9 protein-coding genes are annotated in these 12,932 nt (G+C 36.2%); 2 read left to right on the forward strand and 7 right to left on the reverse strand.

All coding sequences use genetic code 11. The features are described 5' to 3' along the window. The first annotated feature begins 430 nt into the window (after positions 1–430). Complete coding sequence (locus BUB80_RS17330; protein WP_073295493.1) at positions 431–2,239, forward strand: hypothetical protein; 1,809 nt, start codon at positions 431–433, stop codon at positions 2,237–2,239. Positions 2,240–2,760: 521 nt separating this feature from the next. Next, complete coding sequence (locus BUB80_RS17335) at positions 2,761–3,291, forward strand: thermonuclease family protein (protein ID WP_228433876.1); 531 nt, start codon at positions 2,761–2,763, stop codon at positions 3,289–3,291. A 66-nt stretch (positions 3,292–3,357) separates the two neighbouring features. On the opposite strand, the gene BUB80_RS17340 is transcribed toward BUB80_RS17335, so the two are convergent. The 7 genes from BUB80_RS17340 to BUB80_RS17370 form a co-directional block, all read right to left on the reverse strand. Next, positions 3,358–4,395, reverse strand: coding sequence for a heme-binding protein (locus tag BUB80_RS17340; RefSeq protein ID WP_073295498.1), 1,038 nt, complete (start codon positions 4,393–4,395; stop codon positions 3,358–3,360). 18 nt (positions 4,396–4,413) lie between these two features. Then, entirely contained in the window at positions 4,414–5,940 is a 1,527-nt protein-coding gene (locus tag BUB80_RS17345; protein ID WP_073295501.1) for a GMC oxidoreductase, read from the reverse strand. A gap of 11 nt (positions 5,941–5,951) precedes the next feature. Continuing rightward, positions 5,952–6,758, reverse strand: a complete 807-nt coding sequence (locus tag BUB80_RS17350) for a hypothetical protein (protein WP_073295504.1) — start codon at positions 6,756–6,758, stop codon at positions 5,952–5,954. Positions 6,759–7,145: 387 nt separating this feature from the next. Beyond that, positions 7,146–8,696: a peroxidase, FMP-type gene (locus BUB80_RS17355; protein WP_073295508.1), complete on the reverse strand. Its 1,551-nt coding sequence runs from the start codon at positions 8,694–8,696 to the stop codon at positions 7,146–7,148. Positions 8,697–8,717: 21 nt separating this feature from the next. Next, positions 8,718–10,208, reverse strand: a complete 1,491-nt coding sequence (locus BUB80_RS17360) for a ferritin-like domain-containing protein (protein ID WP_073295510.1) — start codon at positions 10,206–10,208, stop codon at positions 8,718–8,720. 4 nt (positions 10,209–10,212) lie between these two features. Next, positions 10,213–12,303, reverse strand: coding sequence for a GMC oxidoreductase (locus BUB80_RS17365; RefSeq protein WP_073295513.1), 2,091 nt, complete (start codon positions 12,301–12,303; stop codon positions 10,213–10,215). Then, positions 12,300–12,743 (reverse strand): hypothetical protein, encoded by a 444-nt coding sequence (locus BUB80_RS17370; RefSeq protein WP_073295516.1) that lies wholly within the window; start codon positions 12,741–12,743, stop codon positions 12,300–12,302. The genes BUB80_RS17365 and BUB80_RS17370 overlap by 4 nt, the downstream gene beginning before the upstream one ends. Positions 12,744–12,932 lie beyond the last annotated feature (189 nt).

Raw genomic sequence — 12,932 nt, forward strand, 5'->3', positions numbered from 1 at the left:
TATATTTATAAAAATTACCTCTCACAAAATATTTCTGCTGCCTCATAGTTTTATTCTTTAAAGTAACTTATATTTATAAATACAAACATACGAGATACAAAAGCTATTATTGAATCATTTAAAGTTTAGCTCTTTTGAAAGCTTTGTTTTCAAAAGAATAATATTTCGACTCCGCTCAATATGCAAAGATTTCTTTAAGCTTATGGGTTCTTGTTTGCATTTCGTGATTAACCTAAATAAATAATATATCAATCTTTTGTCTCTTTTGTGGTTAAATTCTTAGTCTAAAAAATACTTATATCAATGATTTTAAGCATGTTTTAAAGAAAATTATATCCTATTTAGTGCATAATTAATCATAAACTGATACTTTTACAGTGAATTAGTTGATGGGAATTTAGAGGAACGAATTATTTTAATGAATATAAAAATGATCAAAAAGCCTTTACACAATTTCCATATTCCTGTAATGGGATTAGCGTATACGATAGATAGTCCTATCCGTGTCGCACAATACGGAATTTCTTCCGTTGTTTCTATAATTGATGATGAGATTATAGAGAAAATGAAAAACTTTTATAATGAGAAATTCAATTTGAATTATCTAAGTATTTCAACAAAAATAGAGGACTACCGAGCCAAAAGAATTACTGCTTATCTGGACATGGTAGATGATATCGTTAATGAAAAGTTTGATGCATTCAAAGAAGAGATTGCGAAGAATACCACCGCTTTGAAAAACTTTGCGGATATGCTTCCCAATACCTCAGAGCTGAAAAACGGGTTGCAAAATCTGCTGAATCAAAAGGAAAGTTTTGCGTCTTCCATTAAGCAATTTATTGAAAAAAATCTTGCTCCGGGGAGTATAGATGTCAATATCATGACGAAAGTGGATAAAGACAATTTCAAAAAAAATGAGCAATTACCTGTAATTTACAATGATGCTCATGCTTCTTTGCGTGGTTTTGCCAACAGTAAACTATCTTCCTCGGTTGTTCTTTCTGCTGGAATGAATCCTCGTTTATACAGTTATATCGAAGAGTTTAATGATTTTTTTCCTGATGAAAAAGGTTTTCTGAAAAAGAAGATTATTCTGAAAGTCAGTGATTTCCGTTCTGCGATGATTCAGGGTAATTTTTTGGCTAAAAAAGGACTTTGGGTTTCTGAATACAGAATAGAATCTGGTTTAAACTGTGGCGGTCACGCTTTTGCCACCGAAGGTTTATTGCTGGGCCCAATCATGGAAGAATTTAAACAGAAGAAAAACGAACTGATTGATTCTGCGCATTCTTTAATGACTAATTCCTTACAACAAAAAGGGAAAATGAATGTCTCTGAACCCTTGGAAATGAAAATTACCGTTCAGGGTGGAGTAGGTACCTCAGAAGAGCATGACTTTTTAGTGAAAACCTATAACGTAAACAGCGTGGGTTGGGGCTCTCCATTTTTACTGGTTCCGGAAGCTACTTCAGTAGATGATGAAACGAGAAATCTACTTTTACGTTCTAAAGAAAATGATTTTTATTTAAGTAATCTTTCGCCTTTGGGAGTGCCTTTTAACACCGTCAGAGGAACTTCTAACGATATTTTTAGACAAAACAAAAATAACAAAAACCGTTACGGAAGCTCGTGTCCTAAAAAATTATTGGCGTTGAGTAAAGAGTTTTCTGCTGAAGGAATTTGTACAGCTTCAAAAAAATATCAGGATATTAAACTTGAATATTTAGAAGCAGAGAAACAGGAGATTACACCAGAACAATTCCAAAAAAGAAAAGCAATCATCACAGAAAAAGCATGCTTATGTGTTGGATTGGTGAATGCTGCTTACATGGAACAAAAGTTGGAAATAAAAGGAGAAAAACAAGGCGTTGTGATTTGTCCGGGACCTAATCTAGCATTTTTCGATAAAGAAGTTTCTCTTTCGCAGATGGTACAGCATATTTATGGAAATGCAAATGTTCTTCCCAATAATGATCGCCCAAATATGTTCATTAATGAATTAAAAATGTATGTGGATCACCTGAAAAAAGAAATTGCTGATTTCTCGGGAACGCTCACCAAATCACAGGATAAGAAATGGAAAGCCTTTAAAGAAAATCTTTTCGAAGGGATTTCGTATTATGAAAATATGTTTGCTCAATCAAAATTCTTTCAATCAGAATTAAATACAATTAATAATCAGCTTCAACATTATAAAATGATGCTTTCAGGGATTGAAATTCCTGTATTTGAAAAATAAAACGACAAAAGAGTTTAATTTTCACATTGTCATTCTGAACGGAACAAAATGCAGTGAAGAATCTTTATTCACAAAAATAGATCAGACCATTTTTGGAGCATGTCAAAAATATAAACGACTTTATTAAGAGGCTGTGATAATTTCGCTCAGTAATCCTTATGTATTTGGTTATTAAGTATTTTTTTTGTTGACAAGACTCAATAGGTCATGTTTGAAATTATTTTTTGATTAAAAAGATTAATGCAAAGTTGATGAATAATTTTGCTTTATTCTATGTGAGCAAAGTGATGCGATTTCATCGCTGATAAAGCTGTGTGTTTATCCATACGCTTCGACGAATCAACTTTGTTGATTTTATTCTTTGCTCCCTGAAAATAGACATCATGAAGCTAAAGCTTTGCGTTAGAAAAACAAGCTATCAGTAGATTATCTTTTAAATCAAAAAATCCTTAAAGAATGTGATTTAGAAATTATCACAGGCTCTAAAAAGTAAAACCTTCAAATTAAAATCTGAAGGTTTTTTGAATTTTTCATTTAAAGTTCTTATCATTGCACCCATGAAAAAGATGATGTGTGTTGTACTGCTGTTTTTCACGTCTATGTGCGTGTTTTCTCAAATTAAAGCAAGAATTATTGGCATAAAAGACGGAGATACTGTTGTTGCTTTATTGGCAGATAAGACTCAGGAAACGTTACGTTTGGCGGAGGTAGATTGCCCCGAAAAGAAACAGCCTTTTGGCAACAACGCCAAACAATTTACAAGTTCACAAGTCTTTGGTAAAGAGGTTATATTTTACAGAGTGACTAAAGATCGATACCGAAGAACCATTGCCAAAATATTTTATGATGATAAATATCTTTCTGCGGAGATTATTAAATCCGGTTATGGATGGTGGTATTTTAAAGCGTCTAAAGATCTTCAGTTACAGGAATATGAAATGCTGGCAAAGAAAAAGAAACGAGGCTTATGGGCAGATAAAAACGCCATGTCTCCATGGGATTTCAGGAAAATGAAAAAAGAGGAATCAAAAGCTGCTAAATTAAAAGTATAAAACTTTTGCTTATCAAATTAAAAATAAAACCTCCGAAATAAATTCAGAGGTTTTGGTATTTTAAAATTAACTTTCTGTAAGCCCTTGCGTCACGTCTAAACCTTCCATGACATCTAAACTTTGGAACTTTTGTTGTAGTTGCATGGTTTCAGGTACTTTTACCATAGAATTGACCGTAACGTGAGGCCAGTTAATAGGTTGTGCAGATCCTGTAGCCGGGAAAACCAGATTGATCGTTTGTGAATATTGCAATATCTGACTTGGATTTCCTTCGCTGTCTACAATATCCTCAATCCAGAAGGTAGCATCCATTTTTGTGGCGTTTACATTGGTTTGGATGAATGGGATATTTAAGATTCCTCCGTTGGCATCGGGTGTGTCGGTAGACATTTGAATGACAGTCATATTACTTACACCGCCTGTTCCTACTAAACCTTGCAATGTAGATTCAAGGAAAGCATTGGGGTTGACCTGATTAAATGGTGCAAATTGCGGTTTTCCGGTAATCTGATCCGAATACCCCAACTGAACAATTCTTTCACCATTCAATAAAGTAGGAATTGAAGAAGCCGGACTAAAAAAATCTGTTCCCGGAGTACCCTTTTCAGATGAGCTTCCAAGGGCCAATAATGAATTTCCGTGAGGAATGGTAGACATTCGTGCAATGGTATATCCTCCGTTGGGCTGACCTAAATTTAAAAACAACCCGGTTTCCACATGAATCGTAGATCCTGCAGGAAAACCACGCTCATTGCAAAAACTACTCTCACATGCGCTTATAATTTGCTGTTCATACAAAAGACCGAAGATCATTTGTTCTACTTGCTGTCCTTTGACAACAGGACCACGATTTCCGGCCTGTATCACCACCGGATTAAAGGTCAATGTTTCGGTGTAAGGAATGACTTCAAAAACAAATCCTTTATCCTGTCCCGGAACTGAAATGGTATTCCAACCCGCTGATATATCCGATGCGGGAACGTCAACGTTTTTCCAGGTTCCTACAAGAGGTGCCAAAGCACCAAGATCCGAGGCAGAAACTCTTTCAAGAGGAAGGACTTGTGCGCCTAATGTTAATCCTCTCATTTTGCTTTCTAAATTCATGATTTTTAGTTTTTAGGGTTAAGAATTTTTAGAAAATTTTCTTGCTAGCCTGTAAGTCATTGCCATGGCGGTATACGTAGGATTCCAGCTACCACACGTTGGGAAAATAGCACCGCCTAAAACGTATAAATTGTCTGTCTCATGCATTTTTCCGTACGAATCTGTCACCGAATCTTTAGCGCTGTTGCCCATCCACATCACTCCGGCTTCATGAATGAGATTATAGTCTCTAATGCTTGCCATATCAGGCTTTTGAGAAGACCAGGTTTTATTGTCACTTTGTAAATATTCAGCTTCATTTCCATTGCCCATTACATCTGCTACCTGATAAATTACGCGGTCTACCTCATCCCAAACTTCGGATTCTACTTTGGGTAATGAAAAATTAATCTTGGTAATTCCTTTTTGTAAATCAATATAGTTGGTAGATGCAGCAGTTCTTTCGCCCTTAATTTCAGCCATACATTGTAAAAGGAAATAGACATAATGATCATCCATGTATAGATCAAGATTAGTAGGATCAGGAATTACTCGGTAAAGATCTTCTTCCTGCTCTTTGCCTTTCGGATTGTAAATACATGAAATATGGGTATGAAACTCTCTTCCCAACGTCATTCCTGAAAGATATAAAGCGGCAACCTGCAGCAGATCATTGCTTACTTCGGCTGCTTTTTTAGGAAAACGAACCAAGATCTGCGAACGCATATGTCCGATAAAGTTTCTTCCTAATAATTTATTTTCGGGGAAAGCAGGCTTCACTAAGGTTATAGGTTCTATTACTCCAAGGGACAAAATAACTTTTGCTTTTTTAGTGCTGATTTCTCCTTGCGTTGTGCCGATATGTGAGATTCCTTTCTTATCTCTTTTTAATGATGTTGCCTCACAATTAACAAGAACATCAATGTGATCTTCATGTTTTTGAATATCATCAACCAAAATATTAACAGGTGAAAAACGCTGCCATGATTTATTGGAATTTAAAGTGGCCATGGCTCCGTCCAAAGAAGAAGCTCTGTCGTAATAATCACTTGTTGGGATTTTATCTAAATTTTTAAACAATCGTTCACGCATTACTCTATGAAAATCTCCGGTATATCCATTGATCTCAATGGTAGTAGAACGGCCGATGAATTGATCTACAAGATTCCATTCCAGTTTTAATCCTTCAATCACGTCTTGAGGCCAATCAGGCATTTGTGCAGCAGAAGGTTGTGGAACCCAAGCATTCCAATACAAGGCTCTTCCACCTAAAAAAGGAATTTGCCCGTGAATATTGTATTTTTTATCAGACATCTCCCAAGGTTGGGCGGTGGTGTAGTTAAATACCGTTTGATAGGCTGGTGGTAAATTCTGATAATGCTCAGGAAGCAATAGGTTTCCCTTTTCCAATACAAGAATTTTACATTTTGGTTCTAGTTCCATCATACGATGAATAAAAGTTGTTCCGTAAGCACCGCCTCCTATGACAATATAATCATACGCTTTGCCTTTTATTTTTTCCAGATCAGTGAAATAAATGGCATCTAATTTTGATAAATAGCTCATTGCTTTTGTTTTTAAATGTAATAAGCTCTTGTTTGAATGGCTGCAGGAGCAGACATACTTGTACGTAAAGCAAAAGCTGGAGTATCTCCGATTAGGATTTCCATATCTTTTTTCATTTGGTGATCAGATTTTCCGTAGGTCATCTGCACCCGTTTTTTACTTTCCTTTTCATTTAAAAAGTGAAGGCAAGTCGGTTGTAAGATGTTCCAACGGCAACCAATTAATTTTCCTTCAAACTTTCCATATTCGGTGATAGGAGAGAAGGCTGCCATTTCAGGAATAAGATCTGCAACATCTGCCACACAAGTGAAAATTGATTCTTTAGCGTTTTTAGGATCGTTACAAGTTACTGTCCATTTATTTTGTCCGGGAACATTCAGTGAAGGAAGATTGGTGGTAAATGTTGTTTTGAATTTTGGTTCGCCAAACAATTCTATTCCGGCTTTAATGGCCATATCAGCATCACAAGGAACCCAAACGCGTTTGTGTCCCATTAATTTTGTTTGCTCTTCACCACGAAGATATTCTTCGGCTGTTACAAAGGCTACAGTATCTTTTTGAGATTCTGGATAAGAAACGATGTTGAGCTCGATTTCCTGTGTTGTACTTGCTCCGTCTGGAAACTGACCTGTATAGTTTTGGAAATTGAAACTAACCAAAGCTTTTCCTTTGAAATCAGCAGCAATCAGCCCAGTATTTTCAAGGTATTTTAATACTTTTTTTCGGTCTATAAGAAAGGCAACTTCAATGTTGAATAGGGTAGCGTAATAAAATGGTAATCCAAATCCTTTTGGAATTGGAGGTAATTGATTTTTCATGGGAATAAGTTTTTATGGTTTATTGTTATTTTTAACTTAATAATTCAGCTGTGTTTTCCAGTATGTTTGTCATGCTGGAAGCATCTAGGCTCGAATCTTTCTAAACTTTTCTAATACGATATTTAGATCCTTACAGGATGACAAGCTTCGTGGATATTCTTCAAATGTTTAAATGAAGGATTACAGCCCTAGCCCTGATTATAACGACATCCTTTTTGGTTGCGGCCGGAGCGAAGCGGAGGCCGTAACTAAAAAGATATAGTGGAAAGCAGGAATAAGCTTCTAATAAAAAAATAAAGTTTAATTTGTTGATTTAAAACCTTATAGGTTTCTGAAACCTATAAGGTTGAGTGTGTTTGTTTGAATTAATAAGATTAAATCAAAATTTTATTCTTTATGATAAGGACATCCAGAAGGCGGATTGGCAACGCGCTCAGAAACTGCAGCGGTTGTCGTCATATTCATTGCAGGAGGTGCATTGAAGAATTCCTGTTCAATTACTTTTCTCTGATCTGCAGGAATATCCTCTATTTTACGAAGCGTATTTACTTGAATATGAGGCCAGCTTGTGGTACCGCCATCATTTCCGAAATCAAATTCGAAAAATATAATTTGTTCGTATTGCAACTGAAGAATTTCTTTTCCATCTTCAATTACAGTTTCAATCCAAAGATTAAAATCTATTTCAACGGTGGGTACAAAACGATTAACAAAAGGAACGTTTAGAATTCCACCTTGCGCTCCAGTTTGCATTTTGGATGATAATTGAACAAGTACATAATTGGCAACATTTTGTCCGCTCAATGTGTCTCTTAATCTCATATCCGGTCTTACGCAATAAGGATATAGCTCATCTGCCAATATTCTCTGCGTATAGATTTTGTTTGAACCAGGGTCGTTTTTATCAGTTAAAGTCTCGTGTACCCAAGCCGGAGCCGGTTCGTCAAGGTTAATAGGACCTCCCGCACCTCCCATAGTTGGTGAGATAGCAAGATGAGGAGGATTCCAAGTTGCGATACCAGTAGGGAACTTTGGAGCACCGTTTCTAAGGTAATATACTTTATTATCTTTACTTTCAGGGGTAATATCTCCCAATACCGTAATCGTGCTTCCGTGAGGGATAACTCCACTTCTTGAGATCGAATAATCAGGAATAAAATAAGGACCTTTAATCCCATCCATTGGTTTTACTTCCTGTGCAGGAATGATTTCATAATATTGCTGTCCTTCTTTTAATTGACTCAAAAGAATGTATGAAGAGTTACCGTTTTCGTCTTTTACTTCAACCAAAGGTTCGTTTCTGTATTCTCCTTTGTATCCGTATTTTTCAAAATCCTCCTCAGAAAAAGCGTGAATTCCACGATCTCTTTTGATGGTTTCTTCAGTTGCAGCATAATTGTAGACATCACTCAGCCATAGATACATTCCGTTTTCTTCGTGAATTCCGGCGTATTGTAAATCTGGATTTCCTTCTACTTTATTTACACTTTTAATGGTTTGATCGTATTTTACAGCACCACAAAATAATTCCGTTGCACCACCACGATTACGAACACCACCAGGAACGATTTCAAATGTTAATTTTTCGATATATTCTTCAGTATCAAAACTGAATTTTCCTGGAATAGTACTTGGGTTTGTACCTGGAGAAGGCATAATAGTGGTATGGATACCGCTTCCTAATGATGGTCTGTCTATGTTTTTATTGTAATTGGCATTATAACTTACCCATGTTCCATTTAATGCTTCTAAAACACCGTAATCTACATTATTTGCTATTTCCTGTAATTTTTCTTCTCTAAAAGGTCTAACAGGATCATCGATCAAAAGTTTCGAGTAACCCTCCATAAGATTGGCGAGATAGCCTTTTTGACTTTCATCTGAACTCTTGCGGAATAATTGATTTCCTTCAAGACTTTCTTTTTTTCTTTTAAGCATGGTGTATTGTTTTTATGGTTATTAATTACTTGGATATTCGAACGTTGGACCTGCGTTGTATTGAGAGTCCAATGGCTGGCTCATCAGTCCCACAGCCTGCTCTTTCAGCGCATACATATACATGATCGATTTTTCTAATTCTTTTGCATCCCCTTCTACAGCTGCCTGAATGGCATCTAATAAATTTTTATAGGTTTGGTTAAATGCTTTTCCTTGCGCGTACAATTGCGGATTCAATTGATAATCTGCAATTTTAGGATTCGGCTTCATAGGATAAGCAGCGCTCCATTCTACAGGTAAAGCTTTTCCATTGGGTGGAGTAGTAACAGGCATCATTCCGTTTTCATCCATAAAGGGTTCGTATTTACCATTTAAATAATAATGTTCATGGAAGATTTCTTTAAATCTGAAATAATGGGCTAATTCCATTCCTTCTTCGAACTGAGAAGGATCTACATCAAAAATGGATTCATCTGCACCTTCTCCCTGGCCTTTAATTTCCTGGAAAACAGCAATTACGCCTGATAATGCCTCCACAGCGTGTAATTTTCCACCACTTCCGTAATATTGTTCCGGACGAATTTGTTTTGCTGGGTTTCCAGTAAAGATTCCTCCTGTATTCAATTCTTCAAATGTTTGTGGTAGTTTTCCGTTGGCTTTGTAATAAGCAATGATTTGGAAAACAACGATGTAAAAGAATAAAACATCATAATATTCACCAATCGTGTGAACATTTTCCATAATGAAAGCCTTCATATTCTCCAGCGTCCAGTGATTATTTTCCTGTACAGATGAACTTTTAAGGAATGATCTGTTTTCTTCAATATGATCATATACCGGCGCTTTTACGAAGGCACTGCTCGGACTTTCAATGGCAATAAATGTAGCAATGCTGTTCGTAGAAAATGTTTCTAAACCTACGAAGAAATCTACATTCATCGGTAATTTCATCGGGTAGGTAGGGTAGTTTTGAGGCTTGTTTACAGAAGGTTGAATACTTACTGCATTCATCACATTACAAACCATGATCATGTGAAGCATTTCTTCTACCGCAACACTTCTGATAATTTGTGAAGCCAATACATTCTTGCCATCTTTTATAGAATACAAAGCGGTAAGATAGGGTGGAATCGTTGAATGTTCAATAAGAATAGCGGTCTGCAAAAGATCTTGTAATGCAGTACGGTAATTCATATTTACTAATCCACCTTTTTTCGCTGAAGGAGCTTTTTTTGCCTCTAATTGGTCAACGCTTATTTCCTGAAAAGTAGGTGATCCAAACTGAGAACTTAGGTAATCATTAAATTCATTAATCTGATCATTCAGTAACAAGTTAGTAAGTGTTTTACTGTGGTATTTCAATCCTTCCAACCAATCTTCTTTATTTATTGTGGTGTCGAATAATAAAGTTTGTAAAGAAATGGCTTCTTCAACGATGGTGTTTTTGCTTAATAAAGAACCTTTTAATAGAGTTTGTTCAGGTTCTGCTTTAGTGATTAGTCTTTGTCTCATGGTTTCAGTTTTTAAATTTGTTTTCTAAATCACTCAAAATAGATTCTACCGAACGAATCGTGAATGCTGCTAAAGTTAAAGTTGGGTTTGATGTTCCCAGTGTCGTCATATTTCCTGCGCCAACGATGTATAAATTCGGGTGATCCCATGATTTACAATAGCTGTTGGTTACAGAGTCTTCTGCATTATCGCCCATTCTGTGAGTACCTACAATGTGGCCGGCTCCATTATAAGAATACCGTACGTTGTTGTACATAAAAGTATTTTTGTCTGCCTCAGTATACTTTGTGAAATCATCAATGCCTAATCTTTTAAACATCTGATCAGAAGCTAATTTAGCTTGCTCCATCGATTTCATTTCGTACTCCGTTAATTCATAATGAATAACAGGACGGGGAATTCCCAACGCATCCAGATACTGATCATTAATGGTCACTCTGTTGTTTGGGTTGGGTAATTGTTCAATCTCAAAATGAAATAAAACCTGTCTTGAAAGTCGGTACGCCAACGCTTCTTTTAATTCAGCTCCAAAAAGACCTTGTCCTAAAAATTCTGAAACATCTGATCCCGGAGAAAATGTAGGCCAGCTCCATCCCCAATTGTCTAGCGGAGAGATCCAGGCTGAAAACTCACTTCTGAAATTACCATCACGGAAAGACGAAATATTGGTGGTAGAACCTGGACCTCTGTACGAATAAATAGGTTCTGGGAATAGTCCCCAAGTCAACATTACCATGTGATCCATTAAGTTTCTTCCTACCTGATCGCTTCGGTTGGCAACGGTTTTTTCAACTTTTTGTCCGTTTTCGATAACGGTATATTTTGAATTCAATAAAATCTTTGGATTTTCAAAAGCATTGGCCGCAAGGATGACAATTGAATCTGATGTGTCAATTACTTCCTCAACAAAATCAGTCTTCTCTTTAGAAAAATATTTACGAAGGTGAATTTTTGAAATTTTCTCCTGATCGTTTTGGTCAACGCTTACTTTATATACAACACTTTGAGCCTGAACATCAATGTATTCGTGTTTTTTAAGATTTTCGTTTTTATTCACTTTATACAACGCTTTTTTCAATGTTTTCAACGCATTGTATTTTGCCTGAACCGGACAGATCGGAACACATGAAGCATTTCCTTCGCAACGCTCTCCCATGTAAGGATTCCAGACAGATCCTAACGCTTTATATTCTTCGTTTTCAATATTATTTAATGATAATTTGTATCCTGAATCTGTAGAATTAGCTTTAATGATTTTTGCTTTTCCATACGCCAGATTAGGAGTAGAATTTCTTCCCTGAGGAGACGGAACCATTGTTAAAGGAAAGTCTTCAAAATTTAACTGAACACTGGTTCCTTTAAGACCATTAATGATCTTCTGATCCATATAACTTTGAGGAATTTCATCCATCGGAAAAACATAGTCTTTGCCATAATAATCTTCCATGCTTTCTGAAATAGGATATTCCTGTGCCGCCACATTTCCTGAAACCCCGATCTCAAATTCAGCCATTTCATAATAAGGTTTTAAAGCATCATAATCAATGGGCCAGTTGATTCCCGTTTTTACATCAGAATCTGGTTTATTGATTTCGATACCATATTTTTCGGTAAGTCTGAAATCATTCGGAAGCATTCTTGGCGTGGTTCCCAACCAGTGAAGTGTTGTTCCACCACCAACTCTGATGGCATCACTTGCAAAAAGCATCGGACCAAACTGAACTAAATATCCATTCTTATCCGGAAATGGAAGCGTAATCTTTTCCATATCCAAAATGTCAGGTGATGGCGCCTGTTTTAAATTCGGGTAAGGAGAATTCGGAACTTTAGCCTCTTCCATATAAAACTTACGAATGTACTCGTTATAGGTGGTCAATGATGACGATGAATCCAGTTCTAATCCGGCTTCCAACCCAGCTTCATACATTAGAATAGATAGTTCTCTGGCATTATTAGGATTATCTATTTCTGCACGGTAAACCATTTTACCTTTTTCGGTATCAAAAACATGATCGGTCAAAAGTTTAGCGATCAATGATCCTGCGATCCCCGTTCCTACGATGATTACGTCTTTTTTGAATTCTATATTGCTCATGAGTTACTGTTTACAGGTTGAACGGCCCAAGATTTAAACCCAGGTTGTTTGGCTCCCGGCGGATGGGCATGCATGACATTCCAAACCAGACTTTCTTTATAGGATAAGTCATTCACATAAGCGCCTTCCCAAGTTCCCAAATACCACATCGTGATAATGCTGCTTGACATCTGCTGCATTCCCGGATCTGCCATGATTTCAGACTGAATAGCATTTCTTAATTGATCTTGACTGAAAGAATTTTCAAGGACAGATTTTGCAACATTCAGAAACTCTAAAAAGGTTGCGATTTCAATCTGCCCTAAGATATGTCTGTAATAAATTTCTGCTAAGCCGGTGGACTGCAACTCGTTCGCAGAAAATCCTGTGAGAGATCCTGAGATCGACATAAACACGTCATAATAGTAATCATCGACGTTAAGGATTTTGTTAATAATCATTTCGTTTAAATTTTGATGGTTGATGTTTTTTTAATGAGCAGCGTATCATTTTATAGCATGATATGTTGCTCATTGACTCTAGTTATCAATTTTTGTTTATTCAAAATTAGAATGTTCAAATCGTTTTAATTTCAGTATTTATACTTAATTTATATTTCAGAAATGTTATTTAAAATGAGTCTAGATAAG

Source organism: Chryseobacterium polytrichastri (assembly GCF_900142445.1).
Lineage (GTDB): Bacteria > Bacteroidota > Bacteroidia > Flavobacteriales > Weeksellaceae > Chryseobacterium > Chryseobacterium polytrichastri.